The organism is Verrucomicrobiia bacterium, from assembly GCA_023953615.1.
Lineage (GTDB): Bacteria > Verrucomicrobiota > Verrucomicrobiia > Limisphaerales > JADLHS01 > JADLHS01.
The window spans coordinates 519812-542933 of the sequence record JAMLJH010000002.1 but is presented as its reverse complement, the minus strand read 5'-3'; the positions used below and the strand labels follow the sequence as shown (position 1 = coordinate 542933).

The 23122-nt window shown below is 58.5% G+C and carries 19 protein-coding genes; 5 read left to right on the top strand and 14 right to left on the bottom strand.

Translation table 11 applies throughout. From position 1 onward, the window contains the following. The first annotated feature begins 134 nt into the window (after positions 1–134). Complete coding sequence (locus tag M9920_12645; GenBank protein ID MCO5053140.1) at positions 135–1493, top strand: 3-deoxy-D-manno-octulosonic acid transferase; 1359 nt, start codon at positions 135–137, stop codon at positions 1491–1493. Here M9920_12645 and pgl read toward each other — a convergent pair. Both pgl and M9920_12635 read right to left on the bottom strand, forming a co-directional pair. After that, entirely contained in the window at positions 1490–2215 is a 726-nt protein-coding gene (gene pgl, locus M9920_12640) for a 6-phosphogluconolactonase (protein ID MCO5053139.1), read from the bottom strand. The two genes, M9920_12645 and pgl, sit on opposite strands and share 4 nt — an antisense overlap. 108 nt (positions 2216–2323) lie before the next feature. Further along, positions 2324–3313 carry an exo-alpha-sialidase gene (locus M9920_12635; protein ID MCO5053138.1) on the bottom strand — a complete coding sequence of 330 codons (990 nt, stop codon included), beginning with the start codon at positions 3311–3313 and terminating at the stop codon, positions 2324–2326. A gap of 444 nt (positions 3314–3757) precedes the next feature. Here M9920_12635 and gatB point away from each other — a divergent pair, with 444 nt between their 5' ends. The 3 genes from gatB to M9920_12620 all read left to right on the top strand — a co-directional run bounded on the left by gatB (position 3758) and on the right by M9920_12620 (position 8794). Further along, the gene (gene gatB, locus M9920_12630) at positions 3758–5245 is read left to right on the top strand and encodes an Asp-tRNA(Asn)/Glu-tRNA(Gln) amidotransferase subunit GatB (protein MCO5053137.1); all 1488 of its coding nucleotides are present in this window, start codon (positions 3758–3760) and stop codon (positions 5243–5245) included. 164 nt (positions 5246–5409) lie between these two features. After that, entirely contained in the window at positions 5410–6225 is an 816-nt protein-coding gene (locus M9920_12625; protein MCO5053136.1) for a prepilin-type N-terminal cleavage/methylation domain-containing protein, read from the top strand. 40 nt (positions 6226–6265) lie between these two features. Further along, positions 6266–8794 carry a LamG domain-containing protein gene (locus tag M9920_12620; GenBank protein ID MCO5053135.1) on the top strand — a complete coding sequence of 843 codons (2529 nt, stop codon included), beginning with the start codon at positions 6266–6268 and terminating at the stop codon, positions 8792–8794. Positions 8795–8929: 135 nt separating this feature from the next. On the opposite strand, the gene rplI is transcribed toward M9920_12620, so the two are convergent. From rplI to M9920_12565, 11 genes are all read right to left on the bottom strand, one after another. Further along, on the bottom strand, positions 8930–9541 hold the full coding sequence (rplI, locus tag M9920_12615; GenBank protein MCO5053134.1) for a 50S ribosomal protein L9: 612 nt from the start codon (positions 9539–9541) through the stop codon (positions 8930–8932). 30 nt (positions 9542–9571) lie between these two features. Further along, on the bottom strand, positions 9572–10027 hold the full coding sequence (ssb, locus tag M9920_12610; GenBank protein ID MCO5053133.1) for a single-stranded DNA-binding protein: 456 nt from the start codon (positions 10025–10027) through the stop codon (positions 9572–9574). 14 nt (positions 10028–10041) lie between these two features. Continuing rightward, positions 10042–10347, bottom strand: coding sequence for a 30S ribosomal protein S6 (locus M9920_12605; protein MCO5053132.1), 306 nt, complete (start codon positions 10345–10347; stop codon positions 10042–10044). After that, on the bottom strand, positions 10344–10952 hold the full coding sequence (gene pth / locus M9920_12600) for an aminoacyl-tRNA hydrolase (GenBank protein ID MCO5053131.1): 609 nt from the start codon (positions 10950–10952) through the stop codon (positions 10344–10346). Before pth ends, M9920_12605 begins: the two co-directional genes overlap by 4 nt. Before the next feature lie 49 nt (positions 10953–11001). After that, complete coding sequence (locus tag M9920_12595; protein ID MCO5053130.1) at positions 11002–11619, bottom strand: 50S ribosomal protein L25; 618 nt, start codon at positions 11617–11619, stop codon at positions 11002–11004. Positions 11620–11724: 105 nt separating this feature from the next. Further along, positions 11725–12669, bottom strand: coding sequence for a ribose-phosphate pyrophosphokinase (locus M9920_12590; protein ID MCO5053129.1), 945 nt, complete (start codon positions 12667–12669; stop codon positions 11725–11727). 136 nt (positions 12670–12805) lie between these two features. Next, on the bottom strand, positions 12806–13888 hold the full coding sequence (gene mnmA / locus M9920_12585; protein ID MCO5053128.1) for a tRNA 2-thiouridine(34) synthase MnmA: 1083 nt from the start codon (positions 13886–13888) through the stop codon (positions 12806–12808). Between the two features lie 65 nt (positions 13889–13953). After that, on the bottom strand, positions 13954–14955 hold the full coding sequence (locus M9920_12580; protein MCO5053127.1) for an FAD:protein FMN transferase: 1002 nt from the start codon (positions 14953–14955) through the stop codon (positions 13954–13956). Then, the gene (gene queD / locus M9920_12575) at positions 14952–15317 is read right to left on the bottom strand and encodes a 6-carboxytetrahydropterin synthase QueD (protein ID MCO5053126.1); all 366 of its coding nucleotides are present in this window, start codon (positions 15315–15317) and stop codon (positions 14952–14954) included. The genes M9920_12580 and queD overlap by 4 nt, the downstream gene beginning before the upstream one ends. Beyond that, positions 15314–16675, bottom strand: a complete 1362-nt coding sequence (locus tag M9920_12570; GenBank protein ID MCO5053125.1) for a hypothetical protein — start codon at positions 16673–16675, stop codon at positions 15314–15316. Before M9920_12570 ends, queD begins: the two co-directional genes overlap by 4 nt. Continuing rightward, positions 16672–17844, bottom strand: a complete 1173-nt coding sequence (locus tag M9920_12565) for a hypothetical protein (protein ID MCO5053124.1) — start codon at positions 17842–17844, stop codon at positions 16672–16674. Before M9920_12565 ends, M9920_12570 begins: the two co-directional genes overlap by 4 nt. Positions 17845–17998: 154 nt before the next feature. On the opposite strand from M9920_12565, the gene M9920_12560 reads away from it, so the two are divergent. Beyond that, entirely contained in the window at positions 17999–19477 is a 1479-nt protein-coding gene (locus M9920_12560; GenBank protein MCO5053123.1) for a DUF4832 domain-containing protein, read from the top strand. 36 nt (positions 19478–19513) lie between these two features. On the opposite strand, the gene M9920_12555 is transcribed toward M9920_12560, so the two are convergent. Next, on the bottom strand, positions 19514–23095 hold the full coding sequence (locus tag M9920_12555) for an FG-GAP-like repeat-containing protein (GenBank protein ID MCO5053122.1): 3582 nt from the start codon (positions 23093–23095) through the stop codon (positions 19514–19516). Between the last annotated feature and the right edge of the window lie 27 nt (positions 23096–23122).

Sequence of the window (23122 nt, the reverse complement as noted above, 5' to 3'; positions counted from 1 at the left end):
GCCAGCGGCAGAATCATTCGGCTTGAAAACCAAACCGCGCCCAAGGCAACTCGTCGCCGGGACTTTCAAAAACATTTTCTTTACGCTCGGCTGATTTTTCCGAAACTGTCCTCCCGACAACTTGTTGGCCGCGCGTGCGCACTCTTTACAACATTCTGTTCCTGTTTGGCTTCATTGTCAGCGCGCCGTATTACTTTTGGCGACTCTGGCGTCGGGGTAATTGGTTCAAAGGTTTCGGCGAACGGTTCGCCCAATACGATACCAAGTTAAAGCAGGCGCTGACCAATCGCCAAACGCTCTGGTTGCACGCCGTCAGCGTGGGTGAAGTCGGGCTGTGCATTCAACTCATCCACGCGCTTGAAGCCCGCCTGCCCAACGCCAAAATCGTCGTCTCGACCACCACCACCACCGGCATGGGCGAATTAAAAAAACGGCTGCCCACCAGCATCAGCAAAATTTACTACCCGATTGACCGCCGCAGTTACGTGGCCCGCGCTCAGGCGGTGGTGCATCCCTCGGCGATTGTGCTGGTGGAAGCCGAAATCTGGCCCAACTTCATCTGGCGCGTCAGATCCCAACGCACTCCGCTCTTTCTGGTCAACGCCCGCATGTCCGATCGCTCGTTCCGCCGTTACCGACGCTACGGTTTTCTGTTTCGCTCCCTGTTTGCCACCTTCAACGGCGTGGGCGCGCAGTCCGAGGCGGACGCGAAACGCCTGCAAGCCGTCGGTTGTCGGCCCGAAGCGGTGCGGGTGACCGGCAGCTTGAAATTTGACGCGGCGCACGCCACCGAAGTCCACCATCCCGATGTGCCCGCGCTGCTGACGCAAGCAGGCGCGCGCGCAGGAGCGCCCGTTCTTGTTTGCGGCAGCACGCATGACGGTGAGGAAGCCTTGTTGGGAGAGATTTTTCTCCGCTTGCGACAACGGATTCCCGACCTGTTTCTCGTGCTGGTGCCGCGACACTTCGAACGCACCCGGGAAGTGGAACGCGTGGTGCAATCGCTCAAGATTGGTTATGCGCTGCGAACAGATTTACGTGATCACAGGAACGACCGCGCGAGCGTGGGAGATTGCTTGATCGTGAACACCACCGGCGAATTACGAGCCTTCTACGAACACGCCACCGTGGTGTTCGTGGGCAAAAGTCTCACCGCGCGCGGCGGCCAGAATCCCATCGAACCGTGCGCGCTCGGGAAAGCCACGGTGTTTGGGCCAAACATGCAGAACTTCCGGGACGTGGTGAACGTGCTGCTGACGGCTCAGGCGGCCCGCCAAGTTCACGACGCAAAGGAATTGGAAACCACCTTGGAACAACTATTGACGCAGCCCAAGCAACGGGAACAACTCGGGCAAAACGGAGCGATAATTGCGCAGAAAAGTCGCGGTGCGGTTGAACGCACCGTGGACATGATCGTGGCCGGACTGGAAGGCAGCGGGCTTTATGTTGCGCCCAAGGAGACTGAAGCGGTGGAAAATCCGACGCCGCATTAAGGCGTCGGCAACTCCGTAAAAATGCGTGTGGGTGCGCGTTGTTGCAACACACGGGCCAATGGCGTTGTGCCCATTGTCATCAGTGATTCTCGCAGCGCTGCTTCTTTTCCCGAACCGGAGGCGAGCACCCATACCTGCCGGGCGGCGCAGATCGCGGGATAACCCAGCGTCACCCGGGTCGGCGGTGGTTTGGGAGAATTTTCAATGACCCGGTAAATAGCGGGATCGTTCCGTTCACTTTCGGTTTCGCGCGGAAACAGGGACGCTACATGACCGTCCTCGCCCATGCCGAGGAAAATCAAATCGAGCGTCGGTTGTCCGGCGACATTCTGCGGCACCAGCTGTTTAAGCTCTGCTTCGGCCTGAACCGCAGCTTGCGTTGGCGCCAGCTCCCCGCGTACGCGATGAATCTGCGCATCGGCCAGGCCGAGTGGTTGAAAAAATTTAGCGCGCGCCACGCCATAGCTGCTCTCGGGATCGTCAGGAGGTACGCAACGCTCATCAGCCCAAAAGAAATGCACGTCCCGCCACGAGAGCTGAAACGCGGGCGATTGCTGGATGACTTCGGCGAAAAACCTCAGTGTAATGCGACCGCCCGACAGGGCGACGAAGTGCGGTCGCTTTGCCGCCGCGCTTTGGGCCAGTTCTTGCAGCCAAAGTTTCGCCACTTCATGCGCCAGCTCATCCGGCGTGGAAAATTTAACGACCTGAAATCGGTTCATTCGGAACGCAAGTTAGGTTTCAAGCGCACTCGCAGCAAGCGCGAAGGGTCTCCGATCGAGGAATGAGACGAAGCGCTGATTGATGAAGTGATGGGCTTCGATTCGTCGCTAACGCAGCGGCCACTTCACTTTCGCCAGGTAAATGCTGGATTTGCCTTCATGCGATGAGTAGTAGCTGACCCAGAGCCATCCGTCATGCCAAACCAAGCCGGGATAGCTGCAATCGCCACCACTCGGCAAGGCCAGGACCGACTTTAAACTATCGTGGGTCATCTCGAACAGGGCGCAGGTAACTTTGCCCGCGGCATAATCCCGTCCGCTGGCCACCAGAGTCCCGTCCGGCAGCTCGATGAAATTCGGTCCGCCAATCCGCACCGGCGTGGGCGTAAACTTCCAATCCGAATAGGGCGCGCGACTGGAACCAATCCACGCTCCTTGATCGCTTGCATCGCGACGCACCAACATCAGCGCCGTGCCGTCGCGCAAAAAGCGGAGCGTGGCCTCATTGGGAAAGCCGGTCAGGTCGAATGTAGCGAGGGATTTCCAATCCGATCCGTTCGCGCTGCGGAACAACTGGAGTGGCGGTCGGGAGTCTGGCGATTGCAGCGCGACGTGATAAGACACGCCATACGCCTGCCCCTCATGCCAGGTAACCCGCCACAACCATTCGCCATTCACCAGCACCTGCCGCGGCGACGACCAATCCCGTCCATCTTTCGAGAAGGCCACTCGCGGTTGTGCGCCCTGTAATTTCTTCGTGCCGCGATAAATCGAGCCGCCCGCCACGAGCATCAATTGCCCCGCGGACGTGATGGAAAGTTTGGGATCGCGCAGATCAATTCCCGTTTCTACGAGCAACGCCGCAGACTGCCAGCGTTCACCATCCGCTGATTCCAGAATCCGCAATTCACCGTCGCCGCCCACATGCGCCGCCGCCTCGCGGAAACAGCAAAACCAGCGATCTTGAAAGCGGATGATATCGGTGAACGCGTTGTGCGCGCCTTGATCCCAGATTTTTTGCACCGAGACGATTTCGGGTTGAGCCGCACTGGCGACCAGCGAGGCCAAGGACAGAAATGCCACCAGAACCGTTTTCATCGGACGAGTATCAACGGCAGCGTAGGCTTCGTCCAGCCGACAAGCGCGCCTCGAAGCGCTCTGCCGTATATTTAAGTATTTCTATAACCGCTGACATGACGCAGCGGGCCTTCCAACCTCAAGCCAAGCGTTGGGGTCAAACGGACGACCGCTCTGGGTTCGGGACGAGCACCGGCGCGACCGCGCTTTGAACTGCGGCAGTCTTCTGCCGCTGTGGAATCAGCAGCACGCGATCGGAAAGCGGCAGGGGACTGCCGCAGTCCAAAACCTCGCGGACAGAGGCGCCATTCCCCATCCGGACCCCACCTTCATGGGGTTACACTCGTTCGGGGCCACGGCGACAACTTTAATTAAACCGCTATAATCGTCCCATGTCGTTCAATCGCAGCAGTGATGAAAAATTCGTGTTCCTGCGCGTCGGTTCGTGGTTAAACTCTACCCGCCATGACGGAATACGAAGCGGTAATCGGACTGGAAACCCACGTCCAACTCAAAACGAAATCCAAGATGTGGTGCGGTTGCGCCAACACGTTTGGCGCGGAGCCGAACACCAACGTTTGCCCGGTTTGCCTCGGAATGCCCGGCGTGTTGCCCGTGCCCAATGAGGAAGCCATCCGCCTAACCGTGCTGACCGGTTACCTGCTGAATTGCGAGGTGCCGGGCTTCGCCAAGTTCGATCGCAAAAGCTATTTCTATCCGGACGTCGCCAAGAATTATCAAATCACCCAATACGACAAACCCAGCACGGTGAACGGTTTTGTGGAATTTGAATGGAACGGGCGGACGGAAAAAGTGCGCATCACTCGCGCGCACCTGGAAGAGGACGTCGGCAAGAACACGCACTTTGAACGGCATAGCGGCGTGGATTTTAACCGGGCCGGCGTGCCCTTGCTGGAGATCGTCTCCGAACCCGATCTCACCAGTGCGGATATGGCTTACGCCTATCTCAATGCGTTGACCGAAATTTTGCGTCAGGGCGGCATCAGCGACTGCGACATGGAAAAAGGCATGGTGCGCTGCGACGTCAACGTGAGTGTGCGTCCGCGAGGCAGCACGCGGCTCGGCTCGAAAATTGAGATCAAAAACATGAACAGTTTCTCGGGAGTGCGCCGCGCCTTGGAGCATGAAATTCCGCGCCAGATTGAGGCTCTGTCTCGCGGCGAAAAATTGCCGCAATCCACCCGCCGCTGGGATGACGTGGCGGGCATCACCGAGCAAATGCGCACCAAGGAGGACGCGCACGATTACCGTTATTTTCCGGACCCGGACCTCATGCCATTGGTGCCCGGTGCTGATTGGCTGGCGGGCGTGAAGGCGCGCGTGATTGAGCTGCCGCTGATCCGCAAACAGCGGCTGATGCGCGATTACCATTTGCCTACGACCGATGCCGAAGTGTTCAAAGGCAATCCAGCCTTGAGTCAGTATTTTGAAACGATTGCGCCCCGGGCAAAAAACCCCAAGTCCGCAGCCAACTGGCTCATCAATAATCTTTTGGCGCAACTCTCCGAGTTGAACAACGCCGAAAAGGCCGAGCAGGCAGCCCTCGGTTTGGAAATTGAGGACATGAAATTATCCGGCCTGGCGGATTTGAAATTTCAACCGGAAGCCTTGCTGGAACTGATCCACCTCGTTGAAGCCAAAACCATCAGCAGTTCCGCCGCGCAGCAGGTCTTTGCGGAAATGTTCGCCACTGGCAAAGCGCCGGATGCGGTCGTCAAGGAGAAGGGTCTGGCCCAGGTCAGCGACACGGTGACAATCGAGAAATTTTGTGAGGAAGCCATCGCGGCCAACGCGAAAATCGTGGCGGATTACCAATCTGGAAAAACTGCGGCACTCAATTCACTCAAGGGGCAGGTAATGAAATTGAGCAGAGGCAAAGCCAACCCAATCCTGGTGGGCGAAATCCTGGAGCGAAAATTAAAAGGCCAATAACTTCCTCGTGCGGCGCAGGCCGTGGCGTTATCCGGCCAGAACCGGCTTCACGGATGCTTGCGTTGCGAATAAACCGCTCCGAGGCTTGTTTTCTCAGCGGTTTTCCATTATACGTATCGTATAACCGACGGAACCCCGGTTTCCGAAAAAGTTAAACACATCAAATGTCAACGCCTCATCAAACCATTATAAACCGGTCACACCCCGTTCCACGCGAACGCCGTGGCTTCACGTTGATTGAACTACTGGTGGTCATTGCCATCATCGCCATTCTCGCCGCGATGCTGCTGCCGGCCTTGAGTCGGGCCAAACAGAAAGCGCACGGCATCTCGTGCCTCAACAATCACCGCCAATTGACCCTGGCTTGGCGCATGTACACCGAAGATGCCAATGACAACTTGTTGTTCGCGTACGGAGGCGCGGTGCAAAATGCCCTGACGCCGTACACCTGGGTGCAGGGAAACATGGTGTCGGACCCGACGAATACGATTTATTTCGACATCAGTCCGCTGGCCAAATACGGCGCCAATAGCCACAAACTGTGGAAATGCCCGGAAGACCGCACCAAACACGTCCGCAGCATGTCCATGAATTACATGGTGGGCGGCAATGGCGAAACCGCTCCGGATTATTACGGCATGTGGACCGATGCCAAACGATTTCGCCTCTTTCGCAAATACAGCGCCATCATCAATCCAGCCATGACCTGGGTTTTGCTGGACGAACGTCCCACGTTGATCAATGACGCATTTTTTGTCGTGGATTTGGGGAATTATGACAACCCTCGCGCCATGTCGCTGATTGATCACCCCGGCATCCAACATGGCCGGTCGTGCAGCTTTTCCTTCGCCGACGGCCACTCAGAAATAAAGCGGTGGCACGACGGCCCGTTTTTGACGCCCAACCCCACCGGTCGGGTGCCGGCGCCGAACAGCGCCGACTTGCGTTGGTTGCTGGAGCGTACTTCGCAAAAACTTTGATCCGTCTCACTGCTTAATCCCAGAACATCAAATCATACTTATGAAGAAAAGATACCGTTCCCTAAACCGCGTCTCCGCCGCCGCCCTGGTGGCTGTCGGCTTGGCGCTACTACCCGCCGCCTACGCGGATCAACTCGCTCGCTTCGACTTCAGTGAAGGCGCGGGCTACACCACCACCGACCCCAACACCGGTTTGCTCGGCAACCTCGGTCAGGCCTTTGATCCCAATGTGGATTACGCGCAACTGATGGACGCATCCCCTTCCGGACTGCCAGGAGACCGCTGCCTCACCAATTCCGGAACAGCATTCTTGATTGCGGATGCTTCCGCCACGCCAGTGCTCGATATCCGTGAGGGACCGATCACTATGGAAACCTGGATTTATATTGATGGCAGCACGGCCGCTCTGGCAGCACAAGGAATGGTCGCCTACGGCAGTTCTTACAAGATGGGCCTGAAAGGCGGTTGGCAGGTATTCACGCTGTTCGGCATCGCGGACATCACCAATACGGTAACGGGAATGTTGCCCACCGATCAGTGGGTGCATGCGGCGGCCGCCTGGGAGCCAGGGGTTGGCGTGCATTTCTATGTCAATGGTGACGAAACCTTTGTCGAATACACCAATAGCGTCAGCGCCCGTGCCCCGTTAAATCAGTACTTGGGGCTGGGATCGGAAGGTACGGGCAATGGCACCGTGGCGGCCTTCGACCGAATTCGCATTCACCACGCGCTGTTGACGGCATCCGATCTTGATAACGTCGCCGCCACAGTAAAAGCGCCTCTGCCTTCGACTTTGATCAGTTACAACTTTGACGAAGCCAATTTCCCCTGCAAGAACGCGATAGCTCCCGAGCTTCCGGCCGAGCCAGCGCCCGCCTTCCTGGCCGCCCAAACCGGGCCCGCGTGGTCCAGTGATTCGCCAACCGGACAAGCCGGTGATTTTTCGCTGGATTTCTTGAACCAGACTTTTTCTATTCGTCAATACATCACCTTCCCCGGAGCGGCGCCCCTGGATCTGAGCGTGAACGGCAACAGTTACACGTTGCAGGCGTGGGTCAAACTTCCCACCACGGGAATTGACGCGCGACGAGTCATCTACCGCACCGCCAACCCGACCCCGCAGGTGTCACTTTCCATCAATGTGGATCGAGGCTTGCACACCACGTTATATGGCAATGCGGATTTTGCCTCCTCGGTCATCGTTCCCAATGACAATCGCTGGCATCACGTTGCCGCCGTCATGGATTATGGCAATGCACAGCTTCACTTCTACCTTGATGGAATCCTGCGACAAACCGTGGCTCGCACCAAAGACGGAGGCTCCGCAACGGCTAACCCGGCGAGTCCACTGACCATTGGCAAAGAAAGTGACACCGCTTTCTTCCGCGGTTCACTGGACCGGGTGATCATTGACAACAACGCCTTGAGCGCAGCCGAACTTGATTTTCCGGCGATTCCCGGACTGGCCACGTTCCCCACGCTGGCCTCGCACCCAACCAACACAACGGCTAATTTGGGCGACACGGTAGTGTTTACGGCCGCGCCACATTCAGACACGCCCGTGTCCGTGCGCTGGTATTATCGCGAGCACCTGGCCGATCCAGTGGGCACGCCGCTTGACGAGCAAACCACAACCTTGACGCTGAACAACATCACCGCCAACGATCTTGGTTTTTACAGCCTGATGGTCACCAATGCGGTCGGCGTGGTCGAATCGTATGCGGCACGCTTGCAATGGACGCCGACGCCCGGCTTGATTGATTTCGAAGCCCCAACGTACGCCGTAGGAGCGCTGGACGGACAAAACAATTGGGTCACGGACGCCAACACGGACGCCGCCCGCGTACTGACCGCGACTGAAATTGCCGCCGAACTCAGTGCCGCCGGATTGACCGCAGGCGATTTCGTCCACAGCGGCAATCAAGCGCTGGTTGTCGGATTAAGTGGAGCGGGCAGTTCCTCGATTCGCCCAATCGCCGGACTCGAGAATACGCAAAACATCACCTTTGACTTCTGGGCGCGACCGCTGGCTGGCCCGGTCAACGGCAATATCTTCATCACCGTGGAAAATGCCGCTGGCACCCGAGCCGCGGGAGTGCGCTTCGGCCCCAATACCAGCATTGACTACGGCTTGGTTTCCGGCGGTTGGGTGCCCACGGGTTTAACCTGGGATTCCACCAACTGGTATCACTTGAAATTCGAGCTGGATTACGCCGCGCGCACCTACAACTTCTACGTGGACGACGTCCGCCAAAACCTCAATCCCGTGCCGTTCTACTCCGCCGCCTCTGATAGTTTCCGTCAAATCCGGGTTTTCCGAGGCGCTAATCAGGTCGGCGCTCTCATTGACGACATGAACATCACCTCGGGACTCCGCATCACTAGCATCACCACGGAAAATAACCAGGTCACAATCCACTGGGAAGGCGGCTTGGCCCCTTATCAACTCCAACGCCGTAGTGCTCTTGATGCAGGCGATTGGGAGAACGTGGGGAGTACCGTCAACGGCACGGAAGCCAGCGACACCATCAACAGTGGCGCCATGTTTTACCGCGTGCAGGGCAATTAATCAGGCCCACCTTTGATTCCGCGTTCGCCGGTGCAGTCACTCTGCACCGGCGAATTTTTTGCGCCCGAACGCAGGGCCATCCCATAAATGAAAAAGCCCGGCGAGAGCCGGGCTTTGAAATGTTGATCGGGATGCTTATCCCTTTTTGACCTTCTTGTCGCTTTTCGGCGCTTTATCGGCTTTGGCTTTTTCACCCGAAGCCGCCTCTTCTTTTCCTGCGCGCTTGCCCCGTTTCTCAGTTTTCGGCGCTTCGGCACTCGGCGCGGTTTCGGCTGGAGCAACCGCGATCGGAGTAGTGCTTTCCACGCGCACCTGGAGTACGCCCTTCACTTCCGCGTGCAGATGCAATTCAACCTCATGCTCACCCAATACCTTGATCGGGTGCTCGAGGTGAATCTTGCGGCGATCCAGCACGACATCAAATTGTTGCTTCAACTCATCGGCAATCATGCCGGCGGTGACGGCGCCAAACAATTTGCCGTCCTCACCGGTCTTGACCTTCACCAGACAAACCAGCTTGGTCAGACTCTTGGCAAGTTCCGTCATGGTATTGTACTCATGAGCTTCCCGCTGGGCGCGGCGCTGGCGCAGGGCCTCGAGGCGGCGCTTATTCCCGGCGCTTAACGGAATGGCCAGGCGTTGCGGAAGGAGGTAATTGCGGGCGTAACCGGCGGCAACTTTAACCTGATCCGATTCACCGCCCAAACCGACGATGTTGTGTGTAAGAATGACTTCTGTCTTTGCCATAAAAATGTTCGTTGAAACTACTTAATATTTTCAGAAGGGAACGTCGTCGCTCTCCAGCGGGGCATCGCCGTCTCCACCTTCATTGACTGGAGGCGCGGCCGGAGCGCTGGGGCGGCGACTGGAACCTTCCTCGCCTTCACCACCGCCTCCACCCGCACTGCCAAGAAATTGCACGGTCTCCGCCACCACCCCGAGCTTGCTCTTTTTTTGACCGGTTTGTTTATCGTCCCATTGATCGAGGCGCAATCGGCCTTCGATGAGAATCGGGCGGCCTTTGCGCATGTACTTGCCGACATTCTCCGCCGTGCGGCCAAAGATATCCACGTCCACGAACGTGACTTCCTCCTTGCGCTCGCCGGCGTCATTGGTCCAGACGCGATTCACCGCAACGCCGATTTTGGCAATGGCCGTGCCCTTGGGGGTGTAACGCAGATCCGGGTCGCGCGTCAAATTCCCCACCAAGATGACTTTATTAAAACTGGCCATGGCCTGCTTGCGGGTTACTGCGCCGCTTTGGGCGCGGGTGAATGGGTGAAGATCACCCGGAACACCTCGTCGTTACGTACGAATTTATTGCGTAACGCAACGACCGTGGCCGGGGTGCTGTTAAAAATCACGTTGGCGTAAAAGCCACTGCTGTGTCGTTTGTCCGCCACTCGCGCAAAAGTTTTGCGCTCCATTTTCTGCACGGTTTCAATGTGGCCGCCCGCTTCGGCGATCTCAGCGGAAATTTTGTCGAGGGCGTCTTTGACGCCATCTTCCTTACCCGCCGTATTCAAGATGAATAAACCTTCGTATCGTTTCACTGCTTCGTTCCTTCGTTGTTCGGGTCGGTTACCGCCCCGTTAAATTGACTCATGGCCGACTGCAACCCGCGATCCAGCCAACACTCTACCTGGGCCTGCGCCCGGATTAAAACCCTTTCCATCACCGTCAGTTCTTCGCCACTCAGGCGGCCCAGAACGTGACCCGAAATCTCCCGCCGCTCGTTCTGTCGCCCAATGCCAATTCGCAATCGGGCGTATTGGCGCGAACCCAAATGCTGCTCAATGGATTCCAATCCATGATGCCCGCCGCTGCTGCCGTCCGGTCGCAGGCGAATCTGCCCCAGTGGCAAGTCCGCATCATCCACCACCACCAGCAAATGTTCGAGCGGCAACTGATAAAACTTCACCAGCGTTCCAACCGCAATACCACTTAAATTCATGAACGTCTGGGGCTGGCACATCAACAAGCGCCAGCCGCTCCGTTCCGTTTTGCCCAAACGCGACTGAAACTTTTTCTCATCCCGCCACGTTACCCGCCAACTGGCCGCCAGTTGATCGAGCAACATAAACCCCGCATTATGCCGCGTCCTGGCGTATTCCGTCCCGGGATTGCCCAATCCCACGATAAGACGCCAATCTTCCATGCGCCGGAGGCGTTGCTATCCGCCCATCGCGGAGCGCAACAACAAACAATTATTTCTTGGCCGGAGCGGCTTTGGCATCCGGCTTCGCTGCGGCCCCCTTGGCGGCAGGCGCTGCGGCCGCGTCTTTCTTTTCCTTCGTCATTTCAACTTCGCCAGCAGCAGCCGTCTCAGCCGCCACGGGTTCCGCTTCAGCCTTGGACTTCACGACAGAAACCACCGGGGCCAGTTTGTTGCCAATCACTTCCACGCCCTCAGGCAGTTTGAGATCGCCGACGTGGATGGTCTGTCCCACTTCGAGTTCCGTGACCTCCACAACAATCCGATCCGGTAGTTGCTTGGGCAAAGCCCGAACCCGTAGTTTAAAAATGATGTGTTCGAGCACACCGCCACTATTCTTGACGCCGGAAGCCTCGCCGAAGGTATCAACAGGCACATTGATGACAACCGGCTCCGTCTCGCTCACCTCTCGGAAATCCACATGTACGACTTTACCACTCAACGGGTGATGCTGAACTTCCTGAACCAATGCGAGGCGTTTTGTTTTTTCGACCTCGAGATCTACCAAAATGTTTTCCGAGTGGGAACGGTGAAGCAGGTCGTTCAACTCAGCCCCGACCACTTCCAGGTTTTCGGCTTTGGATTTTCCACCGTAAATCGTGGCGGGCACGCGACCCGTGGCGCGCAATTTTTTCAGTCCGGTGCGCCGCACTTGCGAGCGCACAAAAGCATTGAATGGCAATGATTTCATATCAAAAATTTTCCGGCAAACGTCTTAACTGGTGCGACCGCCATTGGCTTCAAACAACGAGGTCACTGACGAATTATTATGGATTCGCTTGATGGCTTCACCCAACAAACCCGCCACCGATAAAGTGGTGATTTTCACTCCCCGAATTGTCGGGCGCACGACTGTATCAGTTGTAATCAACTCGTCAATCGCCGATTTACGCAATCTTTCGATGCCCGTATCCCCCAAAATCGCGTGGGAAACACAGGCGACAATGCTCTTCGCGCCCTTTTTCCTGAGCAATTCCGCGCCTTTGGTCAGTGTTCCTGCCGTTTCAGTCAAGTCATCCACGAGCAGCACATTTTTGCCCCGAACCTCGCCAATGATGGTGGTGGATTCCACTTCCGTCGCGCTTTTCCGACGTTTGGCAATGATGGCCAGTGCCGCTGAGAAATGTTGCGAATAGGCATAGGCCATTTTCAATCCTCCAACATCGGGACTAACGACGACAAGGTCCTTGAGCCGCTTTTTGTGCAAATACTTGTAAATTACCGGGGCAGCATAGAGATGATCCACTGGAATATCGAAAAACCCTTGAATCTGCTGCGCGTGCAAATCCATCGTCAGCACCCGGTTCGCCCCGGCTGCCACCAATAAATTTGCCACCAGTTTGGCGGTGATCGGCACGCGCGGTTGATCTTTGCGATCCTGCCGCGCGTAGCCATAAAACGGCAGCACGGCGGTGATTCGATTGGCGCTGGAACGGCGCAGCGCATCCATCATGATGAAGAGTTCCATCAAATGATGGTTCGTCGGCGGTGAAGTCGGTTGCACGACAAAGACGTCTTCGCCGCGCACGTTCTCCTCGATCTTTACGAAGGTCTCGCCATCGGGAAAGGCCTTGACGCTGCACTTACCGAGGCGGATACCGATGTAATCGCAAATGGCATACGCCAGCGGCCGATTGGCAGTTCCACTGAAAATTTTCACAAATTTACCGGTTCAGGCTGATACTTAAATGAAAACCGCCCGGAAGCCGGGCGTAGAGCGAGGAGAACTCTAGCAACCCAACCCGCTGGCGCAAGGTGAATGTTTGACCGCCAATGGAAAATTTCCCGCCGGGCGTTCAGCGGCAAATCCAGCCGCCGCCCACCACCAAATCCTCCTGATAAAAAACCGCGGCCTGCCCCGGAGTGATGGCGCGTTGCGGTTCGGTCAACTTCACTTGCGCCCGACCGGAATCCAGAAAGGTCACCGTGGCGGCAGTGCCCGGATGGTTGTAGCGAATCTTCACCGTGACTTCGCAATTGGCCGGAGGCGTTTCCCACGGAATCCAATTGCAATCGCGCACGGTAAATTCAGCGCGCGCCAGCAGTGAATCATCGCCCACCACGACGCGATTTCGCCCGGCGTCCAATTCCACCACGTACAACGGTTTGGATGAGGAGATGCCCAACCCCTTGCGCTGACCAATGGTGTAGAACGCCACCCCTTCATGCTGACCGAGCACACGACCGTGAATATCCACGATGTCACCGCGCGTGTTTTCCACCAGCTTGGATTGCCGGAGGAATCCGCCGTAGTCATTATCCGGCACAAAGCAGATCTCCATGCTCTCGACCTTGTCCGCCGTTTTCAGGTGACAATGCCGCGCCACCTCGCGCGTGTCGCTCTTGGTCTTTTCCCCGAGCGGAAACATGGCGCGCGCCAACTGATCCTGACGGAGGGAGAACAGGAAATAACTTTGGTCCTTGTGCAGATCACGACCGCGCTTAAGCAGCATCCGACCGTTGGCCGCGCGCTCAACCCGCGCGAAATGTCCCGTCGCGATGTAATCCGCCCCCAACTGGTTGGCGCGGTCAATCAACCGGCCAAACTTGAGATTCTGATTGCACATCACGCAGGGATTCGGCGTGCGCCCCGCCTTGTATTCGTCGGCAAAATACTGGATGACGTGCTTCTGAAACTCTCCCGATTCGTCAATCAGGTAATAAGGAATGCCCAGTTGATGACAAACGGAACGCGCATCGGTCACCGCTTGCGGGCCGCAGCACTTGTCCTCCGCGCGGTTCACACAGTCTTGCGGCCACAGTTTCAACGTGACGCCAATCACGTCGTAGCCCTGCGCCTGCAACAGCGCGGCGGTTGCCGAGGAATCCACGCCTCCGCTCATGCCGCAAATCACCCGCTGTTTTTTCGGTGCCACCATAGTGCGCCAGTATAGAAGCAATCACCATCGTCGCAAGAATTCGCTCCAACCACACCCGGCTTCGCTTAACGGTTCACTTCCACCATTTCCACGCCCGTCGCGGTTTCCTGATAAATGATGGCGGACAAACCCGGCTGCGACTCGATGAGCCTCCGTCCCGCCGTCACTCCCAAAATGCTGGTCGCCGTGTCAAAGGCATCCGTTTGCATTGCGTGCGCCGCGATCACCGAAACCTGACAGCGATTGGTCAATCCCATCCCCGTGCGCGGGTCCACAATATGCGAATAACGCACCCCGTTAATGATCACAAATTGTTCGGTGTCTCCGGCCGTGGAAACGGCGGCATTGGTCAACAGCAAGGTTCGAGCTTCGCCCTCACGCTGAAACGGGGTGCCGATGGAAACCCGCCAGCCTGCCTGCCCAGGCGGCGACTCCCCCGCCGCAATGTCGCCACTGGCCGCCACCAGCGCGCGCGCCGTTCCGTGTTGGCGCAACACGGTCAACGCTGCGTCGGCGGCATATCCCTTGGCAATGCTGCCCAAATCCAATTGCATGTTGGTCGCGAGCAAAGTCACCGTGTGTTGTTGCGCGTCCAGCGCCAATTTTCGCCACCCCACCGCTTGACGGGCATGGGCAATTTGTTCGCTGGTTGGTAAAATCTGCGTACGCCGCGCGCGCCGCCATAACCGCACGATCGGCCCCACCGTCGGGTCCAACGCGCCGCCGCTCAGTTCCGCCACCCGACACGCCTCGGCCAACACCGCGAACAACTCCGGACTCACCGGCACCGGTTGCCCAACCGGCTGCTGGCACAACCGCATCAGTTCACTTTCAGCGTCGTAATCGGTCAGCATGTCATCCAAAACCGTCACGCGCGCAAACGCGGCATCAGCGGCCGTCCGGGCGCTGACCGCGTTCGTGGCGTAAAGGGTAATGGTGAACAATGTGCCCATGGCCGGATGCTGAAATTGAAAACGTTCCCATTCCGGCGTTGGCTCCGCCCGACATCCCAGCAGCAGAGTGATCAGCAACAAAACCGCAATGCCGCTCAAACGAAACAAGCTCATGCTTCACCTCGATAAACGGCGCGGGCGTTGCACGTCTCCGCCACCACGACTTCCTTGAGCAATGGCAGCCGACGTTTCAGTTTGCCCCAGATCCAAGCCGCCAACACTTCGCTGGTGGGATTTTCCAATCCGGGAATTTCATTCAAATAGAAATGATCCAATTTTTTCCAGACCGGTTTGAACGCCGCGGTGATCTCCGCGTAATCCATCAACCAGCCCAGCTTCGGATCGCACTCGCCCGCCACCACCAGCTCCACTTTGAAACTGTGCCCGTGCAAACGACGACACTTGTGCGTTTTCGGCACCAACGGCAAATGGTGCGCCGCCTCAAACTGAAACGATTTTCTCAACTCAATTTTCATGATTCACAATCCGTCCACGTCACCAAATCCGCCAACGCCGGACGACCGTCATGCCGCCAAGTGAGCGGCGGGCGTTGCATCTGTCCCAGCGCGCAAATCCGGCTGGCCCCCCAACGCCCCAATTGCCGGGCCAGCGTCGGAAATTGCGAACGCGGCACGGCCAGTCCCACGGTGGAAATCTGCCGACGCTGCGCATCGGCCACTTGCAACACCTCCGCCGCGTCATTCACCGGCCGAATGTGAATGAACCGGTGCAGGCAGGAAATCGGGAACGGCGCCTCCGCTTCGCACACCACGGTCCAGGCCGTGGAATCTTCGCTTTGCCAAACGCGCGTCCGATCGCTCTGCGCCGCGCGCATGGCGTAAATCTGTCGTCGCGCCGCAATGGTCGCCGCCGCGCCCACCGGCAGCGCGCCGCGAGGCTGCGTTTGTTCGTGATGCGCCAACACTTCGGCCAGTTGCGCAGCAAACTGCTCCGGAGTGGCGATGCCGCCCGTTTGCACAAAAAACACATGCGGCGATAGGCAGCCTAATTGATCCCAGGCCACCACGTCCGCTGCCGCGTCACTGACAGTTTTTTTCAATTGCGCCGAGGTGAGCATGTCCCTGGCAATGTAACCGAAACTCAACCGATGCCCGTAACCCAGGAAGCGCACATGGGATGGCAACTCGCGTCGAATCTGAGCCAGCGTCTCATCCTGTCCGGTGGCCGTGACGCAATCCGCCGTCGTCCACAGAACGTGTTCCAGTTCCGTCGCGCCACCGGGCCATTCAACCACTTCCAGACTCGCGGCCAACTTCGGTTCAATTCGATAAAGCGAGTGGGCGAATAACCGCGGCAACAAGGTGGTCCCGCTCGCGCATTTCACCACCTGCGCGGAACGCACGAGCAGACCGAAGCTCATGCTCGTCAGCGTCGGATTGGGAATGTTTCCCGCCGCAATGTGAACCAACAGTTCCGGACCGGTAGCCATGGCCGTTTTTCCGCCGGCCCATTCCGCCCGGGTCGCGCCCCATTCATCCAACCGCTGCACGTCACCAAAATCCTGTTCCAACAGCCGCTCAAAATTTTCCCGCGTCAACTGACGGAAGAATTCATCCAAACCGTGCGCCAGGGTCTCGCGACTGAAGCCCAACTGTGGCGGACCGAACTCCAACGCCAGCCGCCGCAGCTCATCATCCGACTGCAACCAACTCGCGGCCATTTCGGTCAACACGCCGATGATTTCGTCGGTGGAACGTTGCGCCAGATAGTCGTGCCGATTGCGTTTCAAAGCGTCGCACGCTTCCGCCAGCAACTTCGGCGTGAGCGTCGCCGAGGCGGGCAGGTCGGCCAGAAAATAATGAGGCAGGTTCATGCGGACATCAGCGAGCAACCGCGTGGTTCAGCCGCCACCGCGCGACCGAGTAATTCAAATCCGAACGACCGGCGGACCGCTAAATCCTCGGTTTGCACCGCCAGCACGGAAAACACATTGGCCAGATCAAAAATTTGCAACAAGCCGGTTTCACCTTCATCCACTTCCTGACCTGTCTCGGGTGAAATCACGCGCACTCTTGCCCACGGCGGAAACTGAAAGACCCGACGCCGGGACGACTCTCGTGCATCCAGTGAAGCTTCAGCGGCGCCGGGTCGCCCCATCAAGTCGTAGGCTTGTGAACTCAACTCGCTCATTCCGTATTCGCAAATGATGTTGGTTTCCGGAACCCCCAATCGCTCGGCGATCAGTTGATACAAGCTGGCCTTGGGCAGCGCCCGCGAACGTCCCTTGTAACCACCAGTTTCGAGCACGAACGAACCGTTCGGCAAACACAGACGACCGTCACGTCGTTCCATTTCATCCAACAATTGCACGAACGAAAACGCCGTTCCCAAAACCAACCACGGCTGCGAGTCGGTGTTACCTTTTACCGCGCACGCTGTCGTTGAGCCTCCGAGCAAGGCAAAGGCGCGATCAAAATCCAACCACCAGGTGCCGTCGGCATCGGTCTGGCCAACGAAGCCATTCGCCGACGCGCCCATTTTTTGCCGCGCAAAATCAAACATGTGAACCAGGGACGAATGGGGCGCTTGTTCCGTACTGGGCGTCAACGAAAGGAAACGCGCTTTCGTGGCGGTGAGCGGCAGATGCCGCTTCAGCCACGGCCACAACGACGCTTCGTAAAGCGCCAACGAATCCGCATGATGAAAGTGTCGGCTGGGCTGCTGCGTGGTGGTCCCGCTCGAATGAAACACCCGCGTCCGTTCCGCCGGCGTGAGACAGGTCAAATCCCATTCCTTGAACGCGGCGGTCGGCACGGCGGGAATTTGCCCCCATTGCGTGACCGCTTCCGCAGTGACTCCCTGCGCTTCACACCAACGCCGGTACGGCGCGTTGCCTGAAAACTGCAACCGAAACAACGCCACCGCCAAATCATTGAACTCCGAGTCCCGCGATCCGGGCTCGGAGGCGGCAGAAAAACCGGTCGCGCAGCGCTGGATGAAATCGCGCACGCGCCGGGCAAAATTGGAAAGGTCCGTGGTCATTGCGGTTTTTATTGACAGGCTGGTTTTCCGCCACAGCCTGAGTCGGCAGTTTAGCAAAGGAACGTTGCGCGACAATCTCTTTGTAACGCCGCCACTGTTTCCATTCGTACTCCTTGGATTGCCACGAGCGGTGGTTTCACCTAGACATTAAGCCGTGACCGTTAAGCGCATTGTTAGAAATTTTTGTTTCCTGGTTGTTCTACTCGCCGCCACCCGTATTGGGGCCGCGCCAACGAATTGTGTCGTGCATCCCAAAGACACCGGCGCGGTGCTGGTCAATCCGGGCATGGGCTGGACCTTTCATTTCTTTTCCAACCTGCTGGAAAACTACGGCTCGAAGCTCGCGCCCAGCGACACGTTGGACGACTGGCCCGGGCTGTCGGTGGTTTATTTGCGCGTGCCCTGGGGATTCCTCGAACCGGAGGAGGGCAAGTTCAACTGGTCGTTGCTCGACACGCCAGCCCAACGCTGGATCGCCAAAGGCAAACGCGTCGCCTTCCGCATCACGACCTCTGAAAATTGGATGCGTTACGCCACGCCCGAATGGGTGAAAGCCGCCGGGGCCAAAGGCGTTCCCTACCAATTCGGAGAGGGACCCAAAGCCGACGGGCCGCAGTGGGACCCGGATTTCCTCGATCCGATTTATCTGCAAAAGCTGGAAAACTTTCTGAGCGCGATGGCGCGGCGGTACGATGGCAATCCCAACGTGGCGTTCATTGACATCGGCACGTTCGGGCTTTGGGGCGAAGCGCACACGCTGATGAGCAGTCAGTTGACCGAGGCACAAACGCTGGCGGCGGCGCAGCGCCACATTGATCTGCACGTGAAACATTTTCGACACACCCAGCTCTGCCTCAGCGATGATGCCGCCGGACATGATCGGCCCGGACGCGATTTCCCCATCATGGATTACGCCCGCGCTCGCGGCGTCACCCTGCGCGACGACAGCATCATGGTTCAACCGCCGCCACATTCCTGGTATCACGCCGAAATGGCGGAAGCCTTCTGGCCCACGCTGCCGGTCATTCTGGAGCACGAACATTATGGCAGCTCGAAACTGCGCAACGCCTGGGGCGATGGTTCGCTGTTGTTGAAAGCGGTGGAAGATTATCACGCCAGCTACCTCTCGATCCATTGGTGGCCGCGCGAAGAACTGAACGAAAACCGCGAACTCATCCAGCGCATCAACCGCCGGCTCGGCTATCGTTTGCAACTGCGCGAAATCGCCTGGCCCGCCGAAGTGCCCTTGGGCGCCGCTTTCACGGTGAGCACGAAATGGGCGAACGCCGGCGTTGCGCCCTGCTACGGCGGCGGATTTTGGGCGCTGACTTTGAAGGACGCCAAAGGCGGCATCGTTTCCGTGAACGTGGCGGAAGACTTCGATCTCCGGCAACTTCAACCCGGGCCACCGGACAACATTTCCACCACCGATCACACTGCGGAGTTCACCATCAGTCGCGCGTACGTGGACCCGTTTGCCCGGTTCGCGCCCGCGACCAAATCCGGCCCTTACGAAGTCTTCATCTCGGTAGGGCAACGAGATGGCACTCCCACCATCGCACTGCCGCTGGCGGGCGATGACGGACAACGCCGCTACCAACTGGGCCGGATGCTCGTGACGGAACGCCAATAGTTCCGTGGCATTTCGCCAGCGCCGCGCCCCCGCAACTCAGCGCCGCGGCAACTCGTTGAAGTGCGCGAAGACGCCTTTTTTATTGGCCACAATCACATCCGGACGACCGTCCGCATTCAAATCCGCCACCGTGACCTCCGTGCCGACGCCGGAATCATCGTCAATCAGATGCGGAACAAACCGCGCGGAGCCGTTGGCGTCGCGCCACAGTTCAAACCAGCAAACAATGGCGGGCGCATCCGGCTCCTGATCGCCCGTGGGACCGTGCGCCCAAAACCGTTTGCCGGTGACAAAATCCATCAAACCATCGCCGTTCATGTCCGCCAACGCCATCGAGTGCGGTTGACTGAACCGGAATTGATTCGACGTCACGTCAGGATGAGGCGAAAGAATTTCGTGCCGCTGCCAGGTGATGTTTCCGCCGGCGGCGCGCTGTTGCTGCCACCAGAGCAAACCGTACAGGTGACAGTGCCAGGAGCAAATCACATCGTTCAACCCATCCCCATCCACGTCGGTGACGAGCATGTGCGACGCCGCTTCGGCAAATTGGTGCGGATGAAAAATCCAAGGCGCATCAACCGCCGCGTTCACGGGTTGTTCCCACCAACCCGCCGCTTCGAGCAGATCCATGCGGCCATCGCCATTCAAATCGCCGGCGCCAATTCCGTGCGTGAACCGCTGGTAACGCTCGTGTCTTGGGGAAACCGCGTGAAACGTCCACGGCGCCTCCGGCTTCGCGAGCTGGTAGGCCGCGTAACCGATGTAACCATCGTTGTTGAAAATCAGTTCCGGTCGCCCGTCGCCATTCATATCGGCAAGGCTCGGAGATTCGTTCCCCACCATCGGGTAATAAAGATGCCGGGGCCAAGGCCCGGCCACCGCGCCCGGATTTTCATACCAATAGCCCTCCTTGCCGGGATACGGAATGCATAGAACGTCCGGCCGCCCGTCGCCATTGAAATCACCGGTGTAGGTCAAAAAATTATCGGAGTAATCACGCGGATCAAATGTCTGCGCGGGTCGGTACTCATGGCGCTGGGTGAAGTCCGGTCCCGCATACCAGAACGGCCCGGCCACAATATCCAACTGACCGTCCTGATTGAAATCGGCGCAGGCGGCACCCTCGGCATAAAATTGATCGGAGAGTTGCAGCTTGCGAAACGGATCCCGTCGGGGCAACAACGCGGGCACCGCTGGTCGCACCACCGGTGCGGCTGCGGCCGCCGCCCCGCCCTGCTCTTTCACGGTGAGTCCGGGAATGGGCTGCCCCTCCATCCCGACGAGGCGCGCGCAAGCCACCCATCCACCCGCGCCCTGGGTGATTTTCAACCGCAGCTCATTGACGCCTTGTTTCAATTCAACCAGCGCCACGTCTTGGTCCGCCACCAAACCGCGATCCACATTGTTGCGATGGACCTCCGCGCCGTTGAGCCAGGCTTTCACCCCATCATCGCTGCCCAGCAACAGCACGGCGGGACGAGCTTCGGGAGCATTTATTTCGGCCTTGAGATAAGCCACGCAATCCGTCTGGTTCGGAAAGAACAACGCCAGGTTCGCCAGATCCGCGCGCGGCAACGGTTTCCAATCCACCACCGCTTCCGGCGCTTCCGGGCTAAAGGCGACATCGAAAATAGCCGTGGCTCCGGTCACACCGGCCACGCGAAACGGACCGCACACCAACCAATCTTGAATGAATGGCGCGGTGATGCCGGCGGGCGACCGCAACGCCCAAGCCCGCTTGAGAACCGCGGGTGATTGACTATGCCGTAACACTTGAGCGGCGGCTTCTGCCGCCAGTTGCGACTGCGCAGCCGCAAGCTTTTCCGCGATGTTCATGGCGGCCAAACCCGCTTCGTTGGCCAGATCGGGATCCGCCAAAACGCCCAACACGATTTGCAACGCCGCGGGAGTTGGAATCTGACCCAACGCCCCGAGCGCTTGCCGTTTTTCTTCCGGACGTTGCGCCAAAGCCAGCGCCTGTTGCAACAACTTGAAGCGAGCGTCGAGATTCGGCTCTTGCTCCGCCACGGTAATGCCTCCACTTAAGGCCACCAACCGTTGCGTGGCTTCAGGACCGCTCTTCGCCAGGTCGAATAAAATCGGCGCGGCGGCGGCGTTCGGCCATTCCGACAAAGCGCGGATTCCCTCGCGCGCCAGCGTGACGTCCGGCGCACGACTGAGCGCGGCTACAGCCGACAAGGCGCTCGGCGTCGCCAGTTCCACTAACAACGGCAACAAAGCGACGCGCTGATCAACCGGCAGTTGTTCCATCCGGTCCATGACCTGTCGCGTTGGGGTCTCGCGATCCGAAGTCGTTTGACCGATGGCGAACAAGGCCGCCATCACCGGACTTCGTTCCGCGGCGGATTTCGTCCGAGCGACAATCTCCAGCAACGGCGCAAACGTGTCAGGCACGGCCAGTTGTTGCAAAGCGCCCAACGCCGCCCGGCGCACCGTCACCTCGGGATTCTCGGCGTAACGCAATAACAGATCCGTCGCCGTCCGATCGCTGCGCTCGCCCAACGCGCGCAGCAACGCCGCTTTGACCGGCGGCGTTCCTTGCTCAATCTGCTGTCGCAGTGCCGAGGCCACTCCCGGACCGTGCAGTTGCGCCAACGCCGCGCGCGCGACGGACTGCTCTTCGGGCTGCGCGGAAGCGGTTGCCTGTGCCAACTCCGGCAAGAGCGCAACGTCGCTCGTCTGTGCCAGCGCTTCCCAGGCAGCGAGGCGTACATTGAGTTCCGGACTGCGCGCCGCCGCATGGATGATCGCGACTGAATTTTTTCCCGCCCGAACGCTGGCGTCCACCAGGGCCGCTTGCGATTCCGACGGTAACTTGTCCCATTGTCGCCGGGCCGCTTCAATCACCTGCGCATCGGACAACTCGCGCAACAGTTGCAAGGCAGCCGCATGAGTCAAGCTCTCCGGGTTCGCCAGCGATTGACTGATCAAAGCAACCCGCTGGTCCGGCTGCGCCAGCACCAAACCGCGCCAGGCGGCAATCCGAATTTGCGCTGGCATGTTGTCGTTCGCTAAATCGCCATAAATCGCCACAGACTGGTTTGAATCACCGGCGGCTAAAAATTTTTCCGCACAGCGCAGTAGTGCCTCGTCAATTTCGAGGCGGGCTTCCTTGGTTGACGCCGCCGCTGCCGCCTTCAATGCCGCCGTGGCTTCGACTCCTCCCAGTTCTCCGAGTGCAGCCGCCGCAGCGGTGGTGATCGGCGCGTCCGCATCGGCCAGCAGCGGTGCGAGCAAAGGCAAGGCTTGCGGGTCGCGCCGATGGCCAAGCGATTGAATCACCCCGACTTTGAACATCCCGGTTGTTTGCCCCAAAGCGGTGCGCAAAGCGGCGCCTGCTTCCGCGCCGGGAATCGCTTCCAAAGCGTAACGTGCCGCGTGCGCGACGGCTTCATTCGTCAGCAGTGCGGCCAACGCGGGTACGGATTGCGCCGTGCCGACGACCCGCAACTGCGCGCAGGCGTTGCATTTTTCGACGGCGTTCGCGGACGACCGTAATACCTCAATCAACGCCGTCTCGTTCGCTGCCTGAAGTTGACCGCCGCCGAGAACCAGCAAACCAATCAAAAACCAACGGGATAAAAATTGCATTTTCATGGGAGGAAATGGAGCGACATGGTGCGG

Bases quoted from the DNA above. Each gene is read 5' to 3' on its own strand.
- ssb (MCO5053133.1), bottom strand. From the start codon at position 10,027: ATGGCCAGTTTTAATAAAGTCATCTTGGTGGGGAATTTGACGCGCGAC.
- mnmA (MCO5053128.1), bottom strand. From the start codon at position 13,888: ATGGTGGCACCGAAAAAACAGCGGGTGATTTGCGGCATGAGCGGAGGC.
- M9920_12555 (MCO5053122.1), bottom strand. From the start codon at position 23,095: ATGAAAATGCAATTTTTATCCCGTTGGTTTTTGATTGGTTTGCTGGTT.
- queD (MCO5053126.1), bottom strand. From the start codon at position 15,317: ATGAAAATTGAGTTGAGAAAATCGTTTCAGTTTGAGGCGGCGCACCAT.
- pgl (MCO5053139.1), bottom strand. From the start codon at position 2,215: ATGAACCGATTTCAGGTCGTTAAATTTTCCACGCCGGATGAGCTGGCG.
- pth (MCO5053131.1), bottom strand. From the start codon at position 10,952: ATGGAAGATTGGCGTCTTATCGTGGGATTGGGCAATCCCGGGACGGAA.
- M9920_12620 (MCO5053135.1), top strand. From the start codon at position 6,266: ATGAAGAAAAGATACCGTTCCCTAAACCGCGTCTCCGCCGCCGCCCTG.
- M9920_12625 (MCO5053136.1), top strand. From the start codon at position 5,410: ATGTCAACGCCTCATCAAACCATTATAAACCGGTCACACCCCGTTCCA.
- M9920_12635 (MCO5053138.1), bottom strand. From the start codon at position 3,313: ATGAAAACGGTTCTGGTGGCATTTCTGTCCTTGGCCTCGCTGGTCGCC.
- rplI (MCO5053134.1), bottom strand. From the start codon at position 9,541: ATGGCAAAGACAGAAGTCATTCTTACACACAACATCGTCGGTTTGGGC.
- gatB (MCO5053137.1), top strand. From the start codon at position 3,758: ATGACGGAATACGAAGCGGTAATCGGACTGGAAACCCACGTCCAACTC.
- M9920_12580 (MCO5053127.1), bottom strand. From the start codon at position 14,955: ATGAGCTTGTTTCGTTTGAGCGGCATTGCGGTTTTGTTGCTGATCACT.
- M9920_12565 (MCO5053124.1), bottom strand. From the start codon at position 17,844: ATGACCACGGACCTTTCCAATTTTGCCCGGCGCGTGCGCGATTTCATC.
- M9920_12570 (MCO5053125.1), bottom strand. From the start codon at position 16,675: ATGAACCTGCCTCATTATTTTCTGGCCGACCTGCCCGCCTCGGCGACG.